Origin of the sequence: Marinifaba aquimaris (assembly GCF_013328345.1) — a bacterium.
Classification (GTDB): domain Bacteria; phylum Pseudomonadota; class Gammaproteobacteria; order Enterobacterales; family Alteromonadaceae; genus Marinifaba; species Marinifaba aquimaris.
Genome location: NZ_JABULX010000009.1, coordinates 1 through 22,604, shown reverse-complemented (window position 1 = coordinate 22,604; position 22,604 = coordinate 1). Strand labels below are relative to the sequence as shown.

15 protein-coding genes and 1 pseudogene are annotated in these 22,604 nt (G+C 41.2%); 11 read left to right on the top strand and 5 right to left on the bottom strand.

The window, feature by feature from the left end; all coding sequences use genetic code 11:
* Nucleotides 1-21: 21 nt before the first annotated feature.
* Nucleotides 22-714, top strand: a complete 693-nt coding sequence (locus tag HR060_RS07640; protein WP_174199707.1) for a SapC family protein — start codon at nucleotides 22-24, stop codon at nucleotides 712-714.
* Between the two features lie 43 nt (nucleotides 715-757).
* Here the strand turns inward: HR060_RS07640 and HR060_RS07635 are convergent, their stop codons facing one another.
* A complete protein-coding gene (locus HR060_RS07635; protein ID WP_174199706.1) occupies nucleotides 758-3,421 on the bottom strand; it encodes a TonB-dependent receptor in 2,664 nt (887 codons plus the stop codon).
* Between the two features lie 211 nt (nucleotides 3,422-3,632).
* Between HR060_RS07635 and HR060_RS07630 the strand changes: the two genes are divergently transcribed.
* Nucleotides 3,633-5,765 carry a winged helix-turn-helix domain-containing protein gene (locus HR060_RS07630; RefSeq protein WP_174199705.1) on the top strand — a complete coding sequence of 711 codons (2,133 nt, stop codon included), beginning with the start codon at nucleotides 3,633-3,635 and terminating at the stop codon, nucleotides 5,763-5,765.
* Here the strand turns inward: HR060_RS07630 and HR060_RS07625 are convergent.
* Nucleotides 5,762-7,141, bottom strand: a complete 1,380-nt coding sequence (locus tag HR060_RS07625; protein WP_174199704.1) for a TonB family protein — start codon at nucleotides 7,139-7,141, stop codon at nucleotides 5,762-5,764. The genes HR060_RS07630 and HR060_RS07625 overlap by 4 nt on opposite strands.
* Before the next feature lie 229 nt (nucleotides 7,142-7,370).
* Here HR060_RS07625 and dapF point away from each other — a divergent pair, with 229 nt between their 5' ends.
* The 6 genes from dapF (at nucleotide 7,371) to HR060_RS07595 (ending at nucleotide 14,829) form a co-directional block, all read left to right on the top strand.
* The gene (gene dapF, locus HR060_RS07620) at nucleotides 7,371-8,201 is read left to right on the top strand and encodes a diaminopimelate epimerase (RefSeq protein WP_174199703.1); all 831 of its coding nucleotides are present in this window, start codon (nucleotides 7,371-7,373) and stop codon (nucleotides 8,199-8,201) included.
* Nucleotides 8,198-8,881, top strand: a complete 684-nt coding sequence (locus HR060_RS07615) for a DUF484 family protein (protein ID WP_174199702.1) — start codon at nucleotides 8,198-8,200, stop codon at nucleotides 8,879-8,881. The genes dapF and HR060_RS07615 overlap by 4 nt, the downstream gene beginning before the upstream one ends.
* Before the next feature lie 2 nt (nucleotides 8,882-8,883).
* Nucleotides 8,884-9,783: a tyrosine recombinase XerC gene (gene xerC, locus HR060_RS07610; RefSeq protein ID WP_174199701.1), complete on the top strand. Its 900-nt coding sequence runs from the start codon at nucleotides 8,884-8,886 to the stop codon at nucleotides 9,781-9,783.
* A gap of 113 nt (nucleotides 9,784-9,896) precedes the next feature.
* The gene (gene uvrD / locus HR060_RS07605; protein ID WP_174199700.1) at nucleotides 9,897-12,077 is read left to right on the top strand and encodes a DNA helicase II; all 2,181 of its coding nucleotides are present in this window, start codon (nucleotides 9,897-9,899) and stop codon (nucleotides 12,075-12,077) included.
* 270 nt (nucleotides 12,078-12,347) lie between these two features.
* Nucleotides 12,348-13,580, top strand: coding sequence for a diguanylate cyclase (locus HR060_RS07600; RefSeq protein ID WP_174199699.1), 1,233 nt, complete (start codon nucleotides 12,348-12,350; stop codon nucleotides 13,578-13,580).
* A gap of 1 nt (nucleotide 13,581) precedes the next feature.
* On the top strand, nucleotides 13,582-14,829 hold the full coding sequence (locus HR060_RS07595) for a GGDEF domain-containing response regulator (protein ID WP_174199698.1): 1,248 nt from the start codon (nucleotides 13,582-13,584) through the stop codon (nucleotides 14,827-14,829).
* Nucleotides 14,830-14,846: 17 nt separating this feature from the next.
* On the opposite strand, the gene rarD is transcribed toward HR060_RS07595, so the two are convergent.
* Nucleotides 14,847-15,773, bottom strand: a complete 927-nt coding sequence (rarD, locus tag HR060_RS07590; protein ID WP_174199697.1) for an EamA family transporter RarD — start codon at nucleotides 15,771-15,773, stop codon at nucleotides 14,847-14,849.
* Between the two features lie 271 nt (nucleotides 15,774-16,044).
* Here rarD and recQ point away from each other — a divergent pair, with 271 nt between their 5' ends.
* Entirely contained in the window at nucleotides 16,045-17,883 is a 1,839-nt protein-coding gene (gene recQ / locus HR060_RS07585) for a DNA helicase RecQ (protein WP_174199696.1), read from the top strand.
* A gap of 141 nt (nucleotides 17,884-18,024) precedes the next feature.
* On the top strand, nucleotides 18,025-18,906 hold the full coding sequence (locus tag HR060_RS07580) for a MipA/OmpV family protein (protein WP_174199695.1): 882 nt from the start codon (nucleotides 18,025-18,027) through the stop codon (nucleotides 18,904-18,906).
* Between the two features lie 59 nt (nucleotides 18,907-18,965).
* Here HR060_RS07580 and HR060_RS07575 read toward each other — a convergent pair whose 3' ends face one another.
* On the bottom strand, nucleotides 18,966-20,516 hold the full coding sequence (locus HR060_RS07575; protein ID WP_174199694.1) for a methyl-accepting chemotaxis protein: 1,551 nt from the start codon (nucleotides 20,514-20,516) through the stop codon (nucleotides 18,966-18,968).
* 34 nt (nucleotides 20,517-20,550) lie between these two features.
* Nucleotides 20,551-21,969 (bottom strand): oxygen-independent coproporphyrinogen III oxidase, encoded by a 1,419-nt coding sequence (gene hemN / locus HR060_RS07570; protein WP_174199693.1) that lies wholly within the window; start codon nucleotides 21,967-21,969, stop codon nucleotides 20,551-20,553.
* 219 nt (nucleotides 21,970-22,188) lie between these two features.
* Here hemN and HR060_RS07565 point away from each other — a divergent pair.
* Nucleotides 22,189-22,575: pseudogene (locus tag HR060_RS07565) on the top strand (helix-turn-helix domain-containing protein); the annotation flags it as partial.
* Nucleotides 22,576-22,604 lie beyond the last annotated feature (29 nt).

Below are 22,604 nucleotides of genomic sequence, written 5' to 3'. Positions count from 1 at the left end.
GAATAAAAACTGGAGAGCCCAATGGCCAAAGTAAGTCCTATTAACGCCCAAGCACATGCTAATACAAAAATTAAACAAGACCCGGGCTTTGCTCATAGCCAAGGTCAACATCTGATCCCAATCGTCGTACATGAGTTTGCACCAGCGTCGCAAGATACGCCTATTGTCTTTATCAAAGATAGCGAAACTGGCCGCTTTATGGCGATGTCACTTGTTGGCTTAAAGCCAGGTGAAAATGTTTTAGTAGGTGAACAATGGAAAGGTACTTACATCCCGCAAGTACTGAGAAACTACCCTTTAGTCGTGGCTAAGGGCAAAGAAGAAGGCCAAGCTATTTTATGCTTGCACCAAGATTCACCACTTATCAGTGAAACTGAAGGTGAAGCCTTATTTGATGAAAATGGCGAGCAAACACAGTGGTGTAAGAAAATGGCTGAACAAGTCATTAGCTCTGTAGAACAAAACCAAATCACTCAAGGCTATGTTCAGTACTTAGCAGAGAAGCAATTAATTGCGCCGCAAACATTGAATATGAACATCTCAGGTGAACAATACAGTCTGAATGGTTTGTATGTCATCAACGAGCAGGCACTTAATGACTTGGCTGATGAAACTTTATTAGAAATGAAGAAGCTGGGCTACCTAATGCCGACTTATGCCGCATTATTATCACAGCAACGCGTACACAATTTAGCGCGAATCAAAACGGCTTAATACGATTAATCAACCCTGTAATACATGCAGGGTTGATTACTCTCTAGAGCTCGAATCTAACGCCTGCAAATAATCGACGACCGTTTTTATAAATGCCGATTGGCGCGTATTTATTGCGCTCGTAATTATAAATAATCTCATCGGTCAAATTAATGCCATCGAAAATAACAGATAGCTGCTCTGTTACTTCAAATCGCAAACTCGCATCTAACTGACCTATTTTATCTGTTACCTGTTCACCAATACCCGTGTCATATTCAGTTCGATAATTGTATGACAGACGGCCGCTAAACCATTCATTTTCATAGTAACCCGAAATATTCATGGTGTGACGAGAATGGCCAGGAATAGCAACGCGGTCATCAGGAACATTAATATCCCCATCGCGCTTACCATCAACATAGGTATAGTTAGCAATAATACCTAAACCGTATATCAACTCTTGCTGATAGCTAAACTCCATACCTTGAATTTGTCCACCATGGCCATTAGTCGGCCTATCGATAACCATAGGTACATCTTCATACACTTCAATATTTCGAATAAACGAGATAAAAGAATCAATTTCTTGAGTAAACACGGTCGCCGATAACAACGCAGCTTCATCAAAATACCACTCAAGCCCGGCATCAAATAAAAATGCGCGATAAGGCTCTAAATCAGGGTTACCACCACTGCCTTGCATTTGAGTGAGGTTATAATTGGTTGATGCCATAAGCTGGCTGTATTCAGGTCTTGCCATCACGCGTGAAGCAGCCGTTCTGAGCACTAAATCTTCGGTAATATCAAAGCTAAAGTTCAAACTAGGCAAGAAATCCGTATAACTTTGTTGATGATTTTGCCATTGATAGATTGGCTGACCTGTTTCATCGGTATCGGTTTGTGCCCAAGCGGCAGAGTCTTGGCGAGTGTGCACGACCCTGAGGCCAACATTCCCCTTGAACGCTGTACTTTCAAGATTGATCTTGCCATACAAAGCAAAACTCTTTTCAGTAATATCGAAGGTACTTTCGCGCTCTTCAGTGCGGATAAAGGTCAGCTCATCATGAGCTGGCGCTAAACGACCAATATCAGCATAAGCGTATTGTTTTAGGGTATTTTGATCGCCGATGCCCGCCAAAAAATCACTCGGCATGGCGGTTTCAAAATCAGCAAGCGACCAATTAAGCTCTGCGGCGAGGCCGTCATAACCGCCATTTCTGGAGCGATATCGAACAAAGCTGCGATTGTGATCTTTGTATTTGGCGCCAAATTTAAAGGAGTCTATAAGGTTTTTCTCAACCGATTTTTCAAAATCAGCTTGCAGATAAACTTCACTGTCATCGGTGTCGAAGCTGTCATTTCGAATATCCGATAATTGCCATAAACTCGCATCATTCGGGTCAGCTTGATAGTAAGTGCGGATGTTTTCCGTTTGACGCGTATCGTAGCTATAAGCGGTATTAGCCGACCACTGCGCGGTATTGTCTTGGCTGGTGCCACCGCCGCCTTTAGTAAAGCCAAACTGGTAACTATTTTGCCAAAAGCCGGCTAATTGCTCAGCGACTAGGTGGACACTAGAGGTATCGATTTCCGATTCGCGCCAGATAGACTCCATGCCAGTACTAAATGGAAAGCTAGCATCATCTTCTACTTGGCTAAATTTAGCATAAGCCAAGGTGTTATCTATGATGTCAAAATCTGTAATGCTGCCACCACCATTGACAACCCAAGTGGGTTGCCAGAGAAAGTTTTGGTTGGTGTTATCGGCACTTAATTGCGAATAGAGAAAGTTACCCAATAGGTTCCAGTTTTCATTGGGTTGCCACTGTATACTCGCTGTAGCACTACTTCTTATACTTTCTTGTTGGAAAATAGCCGAACCGCCGCCAGTTGGGGTCCAAATATCGTGATAATCTGCGAACTTTCGACTACTGGGTTGTAACTGCCCTTGTTGGCCGATTGCAAAGTCTTGTTCTCGCCAGCCCCATGACTCTATACCATCGCGTCTTAAATTGCGTTCATGCCGAGTTAACGACCAAAGAATACCTAATTCATCAGAATCTGAACGCCAATTGTGTAACAGCGAGAGTTGTGGGTCTGTTTCACCAGAATTATCACTGTATTGCAGCAACCCAATTGCGACAAATTTGTCGTCCTGCGTTTCTAGCGGTTTGCGCGTTTTGATATTAACCGAACCACCTAAAGAGCCCTCATCGTGGTCAGCTTCAGGTGATTTGTGTATTTCTAATGAAGAAACAATTTCAGATGGTAATAACGTGTAGTTGAAGCCTCGGTTAGGGCGAGATGAGATCCACCAATCAGCAGAAGCAATAGCTTGGCCATTCACAGACGTTAAGTTTTGATTAGGTGCAGTACCGCGAATACTGATTCGCTCTCCTTCACCAAAGGCTCGGGTGAGTGAAACCCCGGTTATTCTTTGCAGTGACTCAGCGACATTTTTATCAGGAAATTGGCCAATATCTTCAGCCGTAACGGCATCAACGATGCTATTGCTAAAGCGTTTGGCATTAAGTGAATTCGCTAAACTGCCTCGAATACCTCGAATTTGAATGGATTCAAAAGGCGTGCTTTTTTTAGATTCAATCTCAGCGTCGACAGACTTACTATCAGCCTGTGCTTTATCTTCTTGTGTTATCGCCGCAATGCTTTGACCTGAAAGGCCTGCCATTAACATTGAGAAATAAAGATAAGAAGGTTTGAACATAAATCTTGAATATTTCCGCGAAGGTCTCAAATAGCGGCTGAAAAAATCAAGCCTGCGCTACTGTTATTGTTTGTTCGAATATACAACAATTCGTCACATGATGACAGCACCGTTAAGCCCTTAGCATTACTCACTTTTTCCGTTTGCGCGCAATTGCCCAGTAGCTTAGAATGCCAACTATCCTGTACCAACTTTTGCATTCAGTTTTTTAATGGAAAAAACAAACCCAGACAGAGTAAAACTCAATAATTTATGGGTTGATTTTTCCGCTTTAACCATAGAAAACCAGAATGTCACCCATCATGTTGAAGCGAGGCAGCTCAACCTATTAAAAGTATTGATTCAATATCAAGGTCAATCTGTCAGTCGCAAGCGCATTCTTGAACTGGTCTGGCCCGATACGATCGTCAGTGATAACTCCGTCAATCAAGCCGTAACTCAACTGCGAAAACTCTTAGGTGACAACAGCCAAAATAGTATATTTATCAAAACCATTCCTAAGGTCGGTTACCAACTGGTCGCATCCGTTTATTACCCAGAACCAGAAAAACGCGGTCTGGCTAAATTCGATATTTTTGATAAATTAAGTCGAGCACAAACGGCCACTTTCAGCGCAATTGGCGGCATAATAGCGACCATATTTGCGTTTATCATCATTGAGAACCAATTTAACCAGCAGCCGTTAAGCAATGCCTACCAGTACGAATCTCGCTTAACATCAGTCCCTGGTGCTGAAACCTTATTAAAATATTCGCCGGATGGCCGCTATTTAGCTTTTAGCCAAACAGCGCGCGATCGACGACAGATGGATTTAGTCGTTTACGATATTGAAAACCAATCAATCCACACTGTACGTCGTTCGGGTTATAGCGAAGAAGCTGCAACTTGGTCACCTGATGGTCGCTGGCTAGCTTATGTCAGACACGATCCACTGCGCTGCGATATCCGCGTGATGTCTGTAGCCAATCCAATTGAAACTTGGCGCTTAAGCCCTGACTTTCATTTGACCGACTGTACACCTGGCTTCGAGCAACAAAAGATGCATTGGCCAAGCCAACAAACCTTTTACAAGGTTCAATGGTCAGCTGAACACGAAAAGAAAATCTTGTATCGCATCAGTTTATCAACCCAAGGTTTGCCTAAGCAGCTACTGTCAGAGCCTTTACCCTACTCGCCTGATTTAATGGATATCAGCCCATCTGGGAAACAAATGCTGGTTGTTGAACAAGAAAACAATCAGCAGGCGTTAAAGCTGGTCAATTTTGCAACCAACAAAACCCATGTATTAGAAACACAGCTCAATAACTACCGCGGTTTAAGCTGGTATGATGAATCCAGTTATTGGCTGGGAAATGAGAGTTTAAGGCTAATGAGCTTAAACGGCTTAAGCCAGACCATTCACTTACCTTTGGGTTTTATACCCGATTTAGATTTAAACAAAAAAACAGGCCAGCTTGCCTATGCCGAAGGTATTGCCAAAGTAAATTGGTACCAACTGACACTGAGTGACTTTGGTGAGCAAGGTATCGTTAAAAAACAAAAAATGTCGTCCTCTGCCCGCTTTGATATCTTGCCAACGTTATCGGCTGATGCGACACAAACAGCATTTATCTCCTTTCAACGCCGTCGTTTAGATGGGAAAAGTCAAATAGAGTTATGGCTTAAACACCAAAGAAAAGAAGCCGCCAGTTTATTAGTAAACCTGCCTTCCGGTATTAAACCTAGCTACATTCTCTGGTCACCTAATAACGAGAACTTGCTATTAGGCGATGGCCAACACAGTGTCTATTTAGTGAACATTTTCAGCAAGCGAATGCTGCCGGTTATCAAGGGCAAAGACAAACTCGATCAAGTCAGTTGGTCACAAGATGGTAAACAAATCTTATATAGCCGTTTTGTTGATCAAGAATGGCAGCAATGGCAATACGATTTAGAGTTAGCCAGTGCCCAACTGATTGCATCAGAACCCAAAGCATTGGCGGATATCGACCAAATCAACCCAGGGCACTCCAATTACGAAAAACAAATCAAAGCCTATTTAATTGAAAGCGAAGTCCCACTAGATATCCAAGATTTACTAGCACCGTCGTTGCAGCTATATCGCCCTGCCGTAACTGATATCGGTATTTATTACGTGATTAAATTTGGCCATCAATTGAGCCTGTATTTATACCAATATGAAAATGGTGAAAACACTTATATTGCTGATTTAGGTAATCACGAGCATGATTTAAATATTGTACTCAATATCACAGCGTCAAAAGACGGTAAGCATGTTGCTTATTCACATGTTGAAGGGTTAGAAACCGATATTTTCTTACAGCGAAAGTTATCTGAAGATTAAAGAGTGCCTAGATACGCTTCATAAGGCTGAGGGTTCCACTCGCGATATTCAGCCTCATCAATAGCATCTTTAGCCAAGCGTTTTGCCCGCTTGCGATCATTTTTTCTGACCATATATTTGCTCTCGAGCAACAGCAACTCAGGATGGTCATCGTCAATCTCCTTCGCCAAATCTAAATAATGAAGGAAACGGCTTTCTTGCAGTAAATCTTCAAACAACAAGGCAGAAATATCTTTTAGCGCTCTAAAGTGGCCTTGCTCAGCTGCGGTTTGCAGCCAAGTTTCCGCTTTTTTCTTGTCGTACTCGAGATCATTTTCTTTTAGTAGCTCTTTACCTAAACGGTATTGAGCAGGTGCAAAACCACCTTGGGCAGCATGCAAGATCCAGTTTAATCCTTTGCGACGATCGCGCTTAGCATATTCTCCGCGCAACAGATTTGCGCCCAGTTGATATTGCGCATTAGGAAAGTTGTTCATTGAAGATTCAAGCAACAAATCAAAACTGGCACCTTTATCTGGCCAATGGGCTCTTAACAACTGGGTTGCATTGTACTCATCTGCCATTAGCCAGTTCGAGACATAGTATTGAATAACCGCATTACCTTGCTCTGCGCCTTCAATGAGCTCATTAATCTTATTCTGATACTGTCTTTGCTGACGGAAAAAGCTTTGTTTATAACGCTTACCTTTTACCGTCGTGAAATGAAAAATGACCGAACGCTGTGGGTACTCTTTTGGTTTATCATTAAGCTTGTAGGGCTCGTATTTCCAACGGCTGACGGCATTTAAAATAGGACGAGTAAATAGCTTACTTGGATAGGAATCTAAAATACTGATATTTTTAACCGTTCCGCTTACATCAATATCAAATTCGAGCCAAACCCAACCTTCTATACCCTTTTTATATGCTTGTTCAGGATATTTAGGTGTGACAGTTAAGGTTCTACGCGGCGGAGTGTGTTCCTGAGCTACAAATCGCTCTTGCCGAAAAATAGGCTTAAGCTGCTCGCTGTACATTTCATAGTTAAAACTGCGACTTAACTGTTTGTAAGCCTTATCGAGATCTGACGGAGTGTGGTAATTTTCTCGCACTTTATCAAGACTTGCCCTCGCTTCTGTCAAACCAAATTCAACAGCAATGGAGAACCAAGCATAAGCTTTGGGTAAGTCTTGCTTAACCCCTTGGCCATGTAAATGCATTACCCCTAAATTGTAAATGGCGTCAGTGTTACCCAGAACAGCGAGTCGATTAAATTCGTTAAATGCGGCTTGATATCGCCCAGAGTGATAATCCAGCGTTGCTGATAAGATATCTGCTTTGAGTTCTTTCGAACACAAAGCAAAAATAATCGTTATAAAAACAGCAATACGCAACATAAAAAATTATTAACCATTTCATCGCTATTTTGCGATGTTTTTTAGACTTGGGATATTTGAATCTATCGCTTAGATTAACCTAAATTTACAAAGCCCGCACTAGCAAAAACCATGATAAACCGTCTTAATATCAGGCTGATAAAATATTTCACTTTTGCTAATACACAAGCTAAAGCTAACACGTTACACTAGCCTTATTCTCTTCTCGATTTAGGAAGACTTTCCTGCAATGCAGTTTAACTTTTCAAAAATGCACGGTTTGGGTAACGACTTCATGGTATTGGATAATGTTACACAAAACGTTTTTTTATCTCCGGAACAAGTCACCAAGCTAGCGGATCGCAACTTTGGTGTTGGCTTTGATCAGCTTTTAATTGTTGAACCTCCCTATGCGCCAGAGCAAGATTTCCATTATCGCATCTACAACAGCGACGGCAGTGAAGTGGAACAATGTGGTAACGGCGCGCGTTGTTTTGCGCGTTTTGTTCGTTTGAAAGGCTTAACGAACAAAAACGAAATTAAGGTCAGTACCACTAAAGGAAATATTGTTTTAAATGTTGAGCGCGACGGTCAAGTCACCGTAGACATGGGCGTGCCGATTTTAGCACCTCAAGACGTGCCTTTTACTGCTAATAAACAAGAAAAAACTTATATCCTTAAAGCGGGTGAGCACAACATCTTGTGTGGTGTGGCTTCAATGGGCAATCCGCATTGTGTATTAACAGTCGATAATGTCGATACAGCTGATGTGGAAGAGCTTGGTCCACTGTTAGAGAGTCACGAACGCTTCCCCAACAAAGCAAATATTGGCTTCATGCAAGTTCAAAATCGGGAAAAAGTGCGCTTACGCGTATTTGAACGCGGCGCAGGTGAAACACTTGCGTGTGGTACGGGTGCTTGTGCAGCCGTTGTCGTTGGTATTTTACAAGGCAAGCTCGACAACAAGGTAACTGTCAGTTTACCTGGTGGTGATCTTGTGATCAGCTGGGAAGGTGAAGGTCAACCTGTAATGATGACCGGATCGGCAACACATGTATTTGATGGGCAAATCAACATATGACAGAACAAGCAGAGTTAATCGATTTATCTGCAGAAGATTTAGTGCACTTTTTGCAAGAAAACCCTGACTTTTTTGATAAGCATCCAGATACACTGGCAAAGATAAAGTTGCCACATAACGAGCGAGGTTCTGTCTCGTTATTGGAGCGACAACAAGAAATTCTGCGTAACAAAAATATTCAGCTAGAGCAGAATATCCAAAAATTGATTCAAACCGCATCGCAAAATGAACGTATCTACAAGGCCTTTGTCAATTTGTACATGGCCTTGTTGGAATGCCCAGATAGCAAACAACTACTCTATGTATTGAACGATGTGTTAATTGATCAAATACAACTTGATGCGGTCAAACTCACTTTATTTATCGCAAATGACGATAGCAATACCGCAAAGCTTGTTCAGCCAAGAAGTCGGTTTTTAGATGTATTGGAGAAGCGTCTATCGCGGGACACGTATTACTTTGGCCGCTTGCCACAATCTGAGCTTGAGTTATTTTTCGACCCAGAAAAAGACATTCACTCAGTTGCCCTTGTCCGTTTGGGTGACCAGAAAGACTTGGGAATTTTAGCTTTTGGCAGTAGTGATGACAGCCACTTCCAACCAGAGATGGACACCGTTTTTCTCGAACCAATGGTTAAATTGATCAATCGAATATTGTTCGATTTTACCCCTGCTGAATAGATATGACTAAAGCACTCGACGCTTATCTGACGGACTTTTATCAGTACCTTAAATATGAGCGTCGTTTAGCTGACAATACATTATCAAGCTATCAAAGGCAGTTAATCGCAATATTTGAAACCTGTCCGATTGAGCATATAAGTGAAATAGATACTGACTTTGTTCGCAATCAATTATCTGAAGCGAGAAAGCAAAACTTATCAACGCGCTCAATCAACTTGCGTTTATCCAGCTTAAGAGCTTTTTGCCAATTTCTCGTCAAACTCCAACTATTAACACACAATCCCGCTAAGGCGGTGTCCGCACCTAAACAAGCGAAACCTTTGCCAAAGAATTTAGATGTTGATGAAGTCAATCAATTGCTCGATCACGATGCCAACACAGATATATCAAAACGCGATAAATCTATATTTGAACTAATGTATAGCGCGGGATTACGTGTAACCGAGTTAGTTGAACTCAACATACAAGATTGTGACTTGACTGAAAAATTAGTCAGAGTCACAGGTAAAGGCAGTAAAACCCGTATCGTCCCTATTGGTACAAAGGCAGTCCAAGCACTCAACGGATACATCGCAATACGCGATAATGGAGTTAAGATTCAATCAGACGCAGTCGATGCACTCTTTATCACGCAACGTGGAACGCGTATATCAGCTCGTTATTTACGTCAGCGTTTAAAAGACTGGGGGCTCAAAGCAGGTGTTGCAAGCCACGTGCATCCGCATAAACTCAGACATTCATTTGCTACGCATATGCTGGAGGGCAGCCAAGATTTAAGAGCGGTACAAGAGCTACTCGGCCATGAAAACCTATCCACGACACAAGTTTATACCCACTTAGACTTTACCCATTTATCTAAAATTTATGATTCAGCTCACCCAAGAGCAAAAAAGAAATAATCGCAATTAGCGATACACTCTTTCGCATACAGTTTTTATACAGTATTTAATGGACAAGACACAGGTTTAGTGCCAAGATCCGCCCCCACATCAACTGCAATATTTAAGGCTCTATGGACGTTTCATCTCTGATTGATTCTTTAAATGAAAAACAACGCGCTGCGGTCAGTGCACCTCCTAGCGATTTGTTGGTACTAGCAGGTGCAGGCAGTGGTAAAACACGCGTACTTGTCCATAGAATTGCCTGGTTAATGCAGGTAGAACGCGTTTCGCCCTATTCCATTTTAGCCGTTACCTTTACTAATAAAGCCGCTAAAGAAATGCGTGGCCGTATTGAAGAGTTACTCAATATGTCTGTGCAAAATATGTGGATCGGTACTTTCCACGGTTTAGCACATCGGCTATTAAGACTGCATTACCAAGATGCAAAACTACCTGAAGGTTTCCAGATCCTCGACTCGGATGACCAACTCAGGTTACTCAAACGCATTATCAAAGCCATGGAGCTAGATGATAAAAAATGGCCTGCAAAACAAGCCATGTGGTACATCAATGGTAAAAAAGACGAGGGCCTGCGACCCAAGCACATTGAGGTTTACAACGACCCCATTGAGAAAACGTGGCTAAGCATTTACCAGAACTACCAAGACACTTGTGACCGTGCCGGATTAGTCGACTTTGCGGAATTATTGATCCGCGCTCACGAACTTTGGCTTAATCACCCTCACCTTTTAAAGCACTATCAAGGTCGATTTAGCCAAATTTTGGTCGACGAATTCCAAGATACCAACAGCATTCAATACGCTTGGCTGCGCATTTTAGCGGGTGGCGATAATAATATGATGATTGTCGGCGATGACGACCAATCTATTTATGGCTGGCGTGGTGCAAAAGTTGAGAACATCCAGAAGTTTTTGGATGATTTCCCTAATTCACAAACGATTCGCTTAGAGCAAAATTATCGTTCGACAAAAACCATTCTAAAAGCATCTAACAAACTTATTGCTCATAATGCAGGACGACTAGGTAAAGAACTTTGGACTGACGCCGTAGAAGGCGAGCCTATTGGTCTTTATGCTGCATTTAATGAATTAGATGAAGCACGATTCATTGTCGGCCGTATTGCGACCCATGCTAGCAAACAAAAATTATCTGAAATTGCGATATTATATCGTTCTAATGCGCAATCTCGTGTATTAGAAGAAGCGCTTATCTCAAGTCAAATCCCCTATAAAATATACGGTGGCTTGCGTTTCTATGAGCGCCAAGAAATTAAAGATGCACTTGCTTACCTTAGGTTAATCAATAATCGCCAAGATGATGCCGCGTTCGAGCGTATTATCAATACACCCGCGCGTGGTATAGGCGATAAAACATTATCGCAAATACGGATATTTTCTCGCGCGAACCAAATGCCATTATGGCAAAGCGCCACAGCCATGTTGGAGCAGGCTCAATTAAAAGGCAGAGGAGCAACAACCGTTCGCAACTTTGTTGAGTTGATCCAAACTATTGATGACAACATCAGTGAAGTGTCACTGGCCATGAAGGCTGAAACTGTTATCAAGCAGTCTGGTTTGCAAATGATGTATCAGGCAGAGAAAGGCGAAAAAGCACAAGCCCGAATAGAGAACTTGGCAGAACTAGTCAGTGCTTGTCGCAGTTTTGAAGGTAGCGAAGCCAGTGAAGACGAGACCATGTCTGAACTGAGCGCCTTTTTATCTCACGCTGCATTAGAATCTGGAGATAACCAAGCAGAGAGCCATCAAGATGCTGTACAAATGATGACAATGCACTCGGCTAAAGGTTTAGAATTTGAAACAGTATTTATTGCCGGTGTTGAAGAAGGCATGTTTCCAAGCCAGTTATCCAGTGAAGAATCTGGACGAATGGAAGAAGAGCGTCGCCTTTGCTATGTGGGCATGACACGTGCGATGCAAAAACTCTACTTAACTTATGCCGAATCACGCCGTATTTACGGACGAGAAAATTACCATTCTCCAAGCCGCTTTATTCGCGAATTACCTGTCGAGTGTATTGAAGAAATTCGCTTGCAAAGTAAGGTCTCTAAACCTGCTCCTAGCAGTGAAAGCCGATTTAGCTCAGCCAAAATAGAATCTGCTTTTGAAGAAACCGGTCTGTATTTAGGTCAGCGAGTTGAACACGCTAAGTTTGGTGAAGGAACCGTTTTGCACTACGAAGGCTCAGGCGCGCAATCTCGTGTCCAAATCAACTTTGATGATGTCGGCACTAAATGGTTAGTGGTCGCCTACGCCAAACTTAAACCTTTATAAACTCTTCTGATAAGCCGAACAGAATCTCTTTTTGTTCGGCTTTCATTTATTCCTAAATGCTGTTTGCTAAAAAACCATTATTTGCCAAATTATAACTTTTTAATCTAGACAGAACTTTTCCGCTTGTTTTAATCTATTGATAATTCAGCAATTATGGTTCTTTGAGCCGAGTTGTTACAAATTTTCAGTAGGCGATTTGTTCTAGTTATTCATATACTAAGATCACTTAACCTAGATAGTTAAATAGAATGTAACGGAACAAGCAGTTATATGGCTGAAAAATTACTCGTCATCGAAGATAGCGTCCCTATTCTCAAGCTTATAAACCATGTGGGAAAAAGGGCTGGCTATGATGTCGATTCTGCGCAATCGCTTGAAGAAACCAAAATTCTTCTCGCTCAGAACCAATACGCTATCGCGTCTATCGATTACAACTTACCCGATGCACCTCAAGGTGAGGCCATAGACTATGTGCTCAGTAAAGATATTCCGAGTATTGTTTTAACGGGCTATATGAATGACGAGATTCGAGATAGCATACTTAGCCGACCTGTGGTTGATTACATTCCAAAAGAAACCACTCAAGCTCTATATTATCTAGAGAAATTACTTAAACGTCTCAGAATCAATAAACAAACCAAAGTGATGGTTGTAGACGACTCTCGCTCTGCTCGCGCATATTTAACAAATTTGTTAGCTCGCCATAATTTCCAAGTCATTGAAGCCCAAAACGGCTTAGAAGGGCTTGAGCAAATGAATCGTCACACTGACATCAAATTAGTGATAACCGACCATGAAATGCCAGAAATGGGCGGTATTCGTTTTGTCTCTGAAATGCGCAAAAACTTTAATAAAGATAAAGTAGCTGTTATCGGCTTATCTGGCGCTAACACAGAATCACTATCTGCTCGCTTTATCAAAAGTGGCGCCAACGATTTTTTGAAAAAACCTTTCTGTCACGAAGAGTTCTATTGTCGAATCGTTCAAAATATTGAACATTTAGAACAAGTTACACGTATAAAGTTGGCGGCAAATACCGATTACCTTACCGGGTTATTCAACCGTCGTTACTTTTTTGATCATGCCGAGCAAGTGCTAAAACAAAATCCAATGTCGCCGATAGCTATGATAGATATCGACCATTTTAAGAGCATAAATGACGGTTATGGTCATGATGCTGGAGATGCTGTGATCAGAGATATTGCCGAACAGTTAAAAACAAAATTTTCTGAATGCTTATTGGCTCGATTCGGCGGTGAAGAATTTTGTATCTTAATGAAAGATTTCACTAGTACAGAAGCATACGAAGCACTTGATTATTTCCGACAGGACCTAGCAGAGCGCTCGATTAAACACGATGATGATGTAATCGATTACACAATAAGCGTTGGACTTTGTAATACATTTGATGAAATCCACGCTGGTATAACCCGATCAGACGAACTATTGTATCAAGCAAAACAAGCAGGCCGTAACCAAGTGATGAGTGATTTAGAGCAATAACATGGATAAAATTTTAGTCATAGATGACAGTGAATTTATAACCAAAATCATCACAGTTGTTGCTCATCGAGCAGGATACGCCCCATATGTTGCATCATCACTAAAAGAAGCAGAAGCCATCTTAGAACAGTCACACAACTTCGCTTGTGCTTGTGTAGATTACAACTTACCCGATGCCCCAAATGGCGAAGCCATCGACTTTGTTGTCAGCCAGGACATTCAAACATTTGTTTTAACAGGCAATTTGGATGAAACCATTCGAGAGCGTATTCTAAGCAAGCAAGTCATTGATTATATTCCCAAAGAAACAGCACAATCGTTCGATTACGTGCAGCGTTTATTGGTTCGTCTAAGAGAAAATCGCGAAATTCGGATTTTGGTTGTCGATGACTCTAAATCATCTCGTAACTATGTAAAAACCTTACTCAAACGCCAAAACTTCTTAATTGCCGAAGCTGAAAACGGCCAACAAGCACTTGAGTTATTAGGCCAGTACGATGATATTAAACTCATCATTACCGACCACGAAATGCCAGTAATGAGCGGTATTGATTTGACCAGTGAAGCTCGCCAAACCTATGAATATGAGCGACTTGCTATCATTGGTATTTCAGGTAGTAGCTCAGTGTCACTGTCAGCACGCTTCTTAAAAAATGGTGCCAATGACTTTCTTATCAAACCTTTCAGCCAAGAAGAGTTCTACACTCGCGTATTTCGCAATGTTGAAGCAATAGAGAACATCGCCACCGCTCGTCATGCAGCTGAGCACGATTTCTTGACGGATCTACTAAACCGCCGTGCATTTTTTGAAAAATCAGCTGGCATGATTGATCGTGCGTTTAGTATTAATCAAGCCTGTGCCGTTGCGCTAATGGACTTAGATCACTTCAAACAAGTGAATGATACCTATGGTCATGATGCAGGTGATACCGTCCTCAGAGAGATGGCACACCGACTTAGACAGCACTTCCCTGAACCCAACATTCTCGTTACCCGCTTAGGCGGAGAAGAATTTTGTGTATTTATCGCCAGTTGCGAACAAGCTGAAGCAGCTGGACGAATGGAGTTTTTCCGTCATCACTTAGAAAGTTTTAAATTTGAATTGCCAGAAAAACAACTCCAAGTCACAACCAGTATCGGCTTAGTCATGTTAGAGCAAGGACAAACACTAGCAAAAGCGCTTACACAGGCAGATCAAGCGCTCTACAAGGCAAAAGAAGCGGGTCGTAATACGCTGTTCGAAGCGTAATACGACCGTGTATTGTATTAGGACGTTTGTTGGTTGAGTGCGTTATCAATGGCGCGCTGCATCTTAATCTTCTTGTAATTGAGAAAGGCATCATAACTGAATACCCCTAGCGCTAACCAAATTAAGCCAAACGTCATCATTTTGTTCGCTTCAAATGGCTCATTATAAAGCGCTACCGCCAGACCAAACATCAGTGTTGGCCCTAAGTACTGAATCATACCTAAACTGATCAAACTAATGCGTTTTGCTGCCGCATTAAAGCAAAGTAACGGCACTGTTGTGACGATACCTAAGCCTAAAATCAGCATTTCCACATCCCAACTCAGTTCAAAAAAGTGAGTCCAAGATGTTGAATCAATGAAAATAAGATAGACCAAAGCGACCGGAACCATTAAACCGGATTCGAGACACAAGCTTGAGATAGCATCGAGCTGTAAACGCTTTTTAACTAAGCCATAAAAACCAAAGGTGGCGGCTAAGGCAATGGCTAACCAAGGTAATTGGCCAAAGTGAATAATCTCAGTCAATACCGCGACACAAGCGATAACGACAGCAAAAATTTGTAAGCCGCGAAGCCGTTCACCGAGAAAGACCATCGCCAGCATTACATTAACGAGTGGATTGATGTAATAACCCAAAGAAGCATCGAGCAGTTTATCGTTTGCAATTGCCCAGATAAACAACAACCAGTTAACTGACAGTAGCGCTGAAGCAACCAGCATTGCTGACAGTTTTTTCTTATCTTTGAGAACGGAGATCATTCTGCCATGGCGTTTTAAGATAAACACCAAACCTAGCAGCAGCACAAAAGACCAAATAATACGATGAAGTAGGATCTCTGTTGGAGCCAGTTCATGCAAAAACTTAAAATAAATAGGGGCAATACCCCAAAGCCCATAGGCGGATACTGCAGCTAAAATGCCTACCTTGCTTGATTGATTCATTTTGTTTTGAATACTTATGTGATCTGAATGCTTAATTCATTATTAAACTTGTTAGCCCTTCATCGCAAACAAAGCAGCATAATCAGTGCATAAACAGCAAGTTACTTCGTAATAATTAGTTTACATACAATTATTAAGCCCTTAAAAATCAACAGCTTACACAAAGAATAAAAAGATCATTTTTTTGAATAATTATTCATTGGTTTTTATTCTTCAACTTCTCTACTTATTTCTCTAAAATAGCCAAACAAATACCAAGACTAGTATTCCCTTGCAAACAACAGCCGCAATTCAAGCCGAGTCACTTACGCCTCAACAAGTACTTTCACAAACATTTGGTTATCACGAATTTCGTCCGGGCCAGGCGTCTGTTATTGATTCAATTTTAGCCGGCCAAGACACGGTTGTTGTGATGCCTACAGGTAGTGGTAAGTCTCTGTGTTATCAAATTCCTGCATTAATTTTGCCTGGCTACACAATTGTCATCAGCCCACTGATTGCTCTGATGCAAGACCAAGTTGAACAACTAGCAGCGCAAGGGGTCAATGCTGCGTTTTTGAATTCGACCCAAGACTATCAACAGCAACAACAAGTGATGAGCAGTTTGTACCAAGGTCAAACAAAGCTCTTGTATATCGCACCTGAAAAATTACTGACACCGCGCTTTATTGATTTTATGCAAACTTGCCCACCCGCGATGTTTGCCATTGATGAAGCACATTGTATTTCTCAATGGGGTCATGACTTCAGACCAGAATATACACAACTTGGGCAACTTAAATTAAACATGCCTAATAGCCCAATTATGGCGCTTACGGCAACGGCTGATCACGCTACTCGGCAGGATGTCAAAAACCAACTTAATATTGGCCAAGCCTTCGAGTACATAGGCAGCTTTGATCGACCGAATATTCGTTATACTCAGCAAGAGAAATTTAAGCCATTACAACAAATTGAACGCTTCTTAAAAGAGCACGAAAGTGAAGCTGGTATTATTTATTGCTCGACACGAAAGAAAACGGAAGAAGTATCTGAATATCTAGCAAGACATCAATATCGTGTAGCCTGTTATCACGCAGGTTTAGAATTATCACAGAGACAAAAAAATCAAACGGCTTGGCTCAGAGATGATATCGATATTATCGTCGCAACCGTCGCCTTTGGTATGGGTATCAATAAGCCTGATGTGCGTTTTGTCATTCACTATGATATCCCTCGCTCAATAGAAAACTTCTACCAAGAAACGGGCCGCGCTGGTCGTGATGGTCTAGAATCAGAAGCTTTGATGTTATACGACTATGCCGATGGTGACACCATTAGATGGTTTATCGAGCAAACAGAAAACCTCGATCGCAAAGTAATAGAAGAACAAAAATTTGAAGCGATGACTGCGTTGGCTGAATCTGAAACATGTCGACGCCAAGTGCTGCTTAACTATTTTGGTGAACCGACCCATAGCAATTGTGGCAACTGTGATATTTGCCTAGACCCACCGAAATCATTTGATGGTACAGAGGTGGCCCAAAAGGCGCTTTCTACGGTTTATCGTACTGGGCAAAACGCAGGCTTTAATTACATTATTGATGTACTGCGTGGTGCCAATACAGCAAGGGTAAGGGATTTAAAACACGACCAGCTATCTGTCCATGGTATCGGCAAAGAAAAAGCCGCAGACTATTGGATTAGTGTTTTAAAACAACTTGTCCATAAAGGCTTACTCAGACAAGATATCACGGATTCAAATCATCTGAAGCTAACGGAAGCTGCTCGCCCCATTTTGCGCTCAGAGCAAACACTTACGCTAGCCGAGCCTAGAATTAATATTGCTAAGCCCGTGCAAAAAACCAAATCGAGCAAATCTAAAATTCCTGCGAACTACGATAAACGTCTGTTTAGCCGCTTGAAAAAACTGCGTAAAGAAATTGCCGACCAACAAGATATTCCACCGTACATTGTATTCAATGATGCAACATTAGCTGATATGGCTAGCTTAGCGCCAACAAATGAAGCAGAGATGTTGCTCGTATCGGGTGTTGGCCAAACCAAGCTTGAGCGCTATGGCATTCAGTTTATTAATGAAATCCAAGATTACTTAGCGCGCTTCGAGTAATTTTCTTAGCTTTTGCATCAAACTCAACCGCCTTAGCTCCCGCTAGGATACAGACGGTTACACAGCGTTAAATAGCGATACAGTGTCATCGAGTGAATTGCGTTTTAATTACTCCCGTCAATAAAGCTTAGGGAGCTAGTTATGAAAGCATTACCATCAAAATTCAAATACATCAGTTTAGCCGTTGCCTCGATATTTACTCAAGCTGCTGCCGCGCAAGATATTCACTTTTTACTACAAGATCAATTTCAATTAAATGGTTTAGATAATGGTAACTATTTTGAAGCTGGTGCCGGTATTGGTTGGATTGAAACCGCTGATTATTTTGTTGAACAAGATGATGATGAAGAAGGAATTTTTGCTTTAATCATTGGTGGTCGTTATCAGACTCATGGCTTTTTTATTGAAGCGATAGACGGAGCTGATGATGGTCTTAATTTAGGTTATCAGTTGTTTAATTATCAGGATCAATTCACCGTTGATCTTATCGGTGCAAATTTAAGAGGTGAGCTATCTGAAGATGATGACTACGACGATTTAAAAGATTCAGATAACCTTAATGAACGTGAACGTCTTGAGCTTCTCGAAGACAGAGACACTTTTTATGCCGGTGCAGGTTTACGTGCTACTGTGCGGTTTGGCCAATCGGTTATTCAAGGCAAGATCGTTACAGATTACAGCGGCAACGGGGAAATAGCTTCGTTGAAAGTAGGTCATAGCTGGATGTTATCCGAAGACTTAACCTTATATGGATTAGCTGGCGTTGAGTACCTCTCTGAAGATACCAGCCAATATTGGTATGGCATTGAAGCCGATGAAACTGTCGCACAGTTTGGTGAATACTCAGCAGACTCCGCTGTTAACTATATTACCGAAATTGGGATTAAATACGCGTTAACAGAAAATTGGCATTACAAAGCTTATGCTATCTACAAAAAGTTAGATGATGAAATTGTCGATAGCCCAATCATCAATGATGATTATCAAGCCGTTGTAATGAATAACTTCACCTACCGTTTTTAAAGCTAGTAAGGCTAGTTGTTGGGCTAGGTCTGATAGTTAATTATCAGCTAGCCCTTTTTTTATTTATCTGAAAATGCGTGGCTAACGTTGTTGATATAATCGATCGACTCGGTTAACTCTTTCGAGTTGCCTTGTAATCGGTTGGCGTTGGCTAAGCCATCATCAGCCAGCTCACTAATCGATTGCACGTTGCGATTTATCTCTTGAGATACCGCTCCCTGCTCTTCAGCAGCAGTTGCAATTTGTACTGATAAATCGGTAATGGTTTGCATCATCCGATTGACTTCTTCAATCATACGCGCAGAAGCTTGTGAACTTTCATCACAGTCATCAGCTTGTTGTTTATTGCGCTCCATTACTTTGGTCCAGTTTTCAATAGTATGTACCATTGACCCAATACTGTTTTGAATTAACTCCGCTGAACTTTGGGTACGGGTTGATAAGGCTCTTACCTCATCTGCCACCACAGCAAAACCTCGGCCATGCTCACCTGCTCTTGCTGCTTCTATTGCTGCGTTCAATGCCAATAAGTTGGTCTGTTCAGCAATGCCTTGAATTTCACCCATCACATTGGATACATCTTCAGCTTGTTGTTTTAATTCAGTTGCAGAACAACTCGCTTCATCCACTTCTTTTGCTAACAATCCAACACCCTTAGAGTTCTGCTCCAACAACTGTTTAGCAGAGGCACAATGCTGTGAGGTTAATTCAACTTGCTCTGAAGTCTCAGATGTATTTCTGGCAATTTCAGCCGCGGTTGAATTCATTTCATTCATCGCTGTCGCAATTTGAGTCAGTTCGAATTTCTGCTGTTCACTACCTTGTTTGGTAATACTGACCGAGCTATTCAGTGCATCGCCAATATTTTTTAAATTACCGCACAGGTCAACAAAGCGATCCAGTACCGTTCTATTTTTGGCTTTTGCTAAACCTAAATGAAAATCTATGATAGAGCGACTGCCCTTCCCGGCATAAACCAAACGACTTACTGAATCAAAATCTTGCTTGATACCATTTAGCTTATTTGGTGTATCAATCAATTCATCTTTGAAGATAGCGAGCAGTAGCAGTAAACTAATCGCCGTAATTAAAGCTGCTAAACCACCTGCATCTATTCCTGCTATGGTAACTGCTGTAATTGAGATTAAACTCGCTAGTGCTCTTTTTTTCTGATTATCTAACTCTGCCAGCTTATTCGTTTTGCCATCGTTTATAGCTTGGTATAAATCAGTAGCATCTTGCTTCATTCGTTCAGTTGGCTTTACCCGAACAGATTGATATCCAACTTTTTTACCTTGTTCGGTAATTGGTGTCACGTAGGCATCAACCCAATAAAAGCCACCGTCTTTTGATCGGTTCTTCACTACACCACGCCATGAATTTCCCAATGCTAAGTTATCCCACATATCCTTAAATGCCGCCTTTGGCATATCTGGATGTCTTACTAAATTGTGATTTTTACCAATCAGTTCTTCTTTTGTATAACCGCTTATTTCAATAAATGCTTCGTTGGCATAGGTGATCACACCTCTTAAATCTGTTGTCGATACCAGCTCGCTATCATCTTTTAATTGGTGTTCTTGCTGTGTGATGGTTTGATTTTTTCTCATGCCTAATCTCTCCCAAACATCCTTTTTAGTTCCTTTAAATAGCCTTTGAGAACTGCTTACTGATCATCTTATCTTGTAAATATTGATCAAATTCTTTGCAAATCAAACGAGCAAATAGTCGTCCTAAATCGGTAATTTTGATTGATTCATTGCTAATTTTTACTAGGCCATCACGTTGATAAGTCTGTAATTTCGCTATTTCATTTTTGTATTCTTCATTGAATAGGTGACCAAATTTAGTCTCGTATGGAGTGATATTAAGCTCAAAGTTACAGATCAAATTTTTGATCACATACCATCTTGCCTGGTCTGACAATGACTTGTATAAGTGCTTAGTGATGGCGACTCCATCATTTGATACCTTGTGCTGGTAACCGCTAAGTTCTTTTTCATTTTGGAACATCAGCTGACCAATTTGCGATATTGACGACAAACCTATACCCAATAAATCGCAATGACCTTTTGTTGTGTAACCTTGAAAGTTTCTATGAAGCTGTTGTTTCTTCTGCTCTTGTGCGAGTGAGTCATCTGGTAAAGCGTAGTGATCAATACCAAGATATACATAACCATCGTCCGTCAGCTGCTTCATTGTATTGAGTTGTATTGCCAATTTTTCAGTTGCACTAGGTAAAGCGGCCTCATCTATCCTTCTTTGCTCTGCAAATAAATGCGGCATATGCGCGTAATTAAACACAGAGAGCCTATTAGGCCTTAATCTAAGCACTTGATTAACCGTATCGTTAAAACGGCTCTGTGTTTGATAGGGAAGCCCGTAGATAAGGTCAAAGTTAAATGGAATAGCTTTGTCCTTCAATACCTTGACCAAAGGCTCGATCATCTTGATATCTTGCTGACGATTAATCGCTATTTGTGTCTCTGGATTGAAGTCTTGGATACCAAAACTAAAACGGTTAAAGCCCATTTCAATCAATTCGGCTAAGCGTTTAGCATCACAAGTACGCGGGTCAAACTCTATACTAATTTCTGCGTTTTCAGTTACGCTGTAATCTGCACTGATTTTTCCTACAATTTTACTTATGGTTGAGTTGTCCACAAATGTCGGTGTACCACCACCAAAATGAATCTGACTGACTTTATAGTGCTCATTACAACTTGCTTGCCAGCTTGCCAATTCTTCAAGAATAGAATCAACATAAGCAAACGCTTTGCTTTCATTTCTCGCTAGATATTTATGACAACCGCAGTAGTAACAGAGTTGCTTACAGAAAGGGATATGGATGTATAACGACAGCTCGTCATTATCAGATTTAGCCATCGCAGTCGTTACACTTTGCTTGTTTAACGGTTGCTCTTTTAGCTCTATGGCTGTTGGATAAGAAGTGTACCTAGGACCATTAAGGTTGTATTTCTCAATCAGTTGTTTTTCATTCAGCTGACCAATACGGGTATCAAAGCAGATGTTGCCATCTACCCTACTCTTTTCATTCCACATTTTATCTCTCACTCTTAGTGCAAACTGCGCACTTATTTGCTTAGAGTAAGTATTATCTATTCTCCCGACTACACCTTGATTTGTATCAAGCTTTCGCTCGATTATCGCTGCAACTTTGTTTTAGCCATAAAAAAAGCCAGCTTTAAGCTGGCTTTTTTATTAACTATGACCCGTCCTGAATAAGGTTGACACTTTTCCAACTTCAATTTGAAGAAGATAATGAAACCAATAACTAAGCGTACACAAAAAGATTATTCACTTGCCTTTAAATTATCCGTCGTTGATAAAGTAGAAAAAGGCGAATGTACTTACAAACAAGCTCAAAACCACTATGGAATACAAGGGGCTTCAACCGTTTTAACTTGGCTTCGCCGGTATGGTCAACTAGATTGGAGTAAAGGTACACCCAATCATATGAATGAGCTTCCCCTTATGTCTAAACCCAATGACTTAACACCTGAGCAAAAAATCAAAGCCCTCGAAAAAGAGCTAGAAGATACCAAGATAAAAGCACAATTCTTTGAAACGATAGTCGATGTACTTGATAAAGATTTCGGAGTACGTATCACAAAAAAGCAACGCAACGCGTTATTGAAGAAAAAAACATAACCAAGCTATCTGTCAGTAGAGCTTGT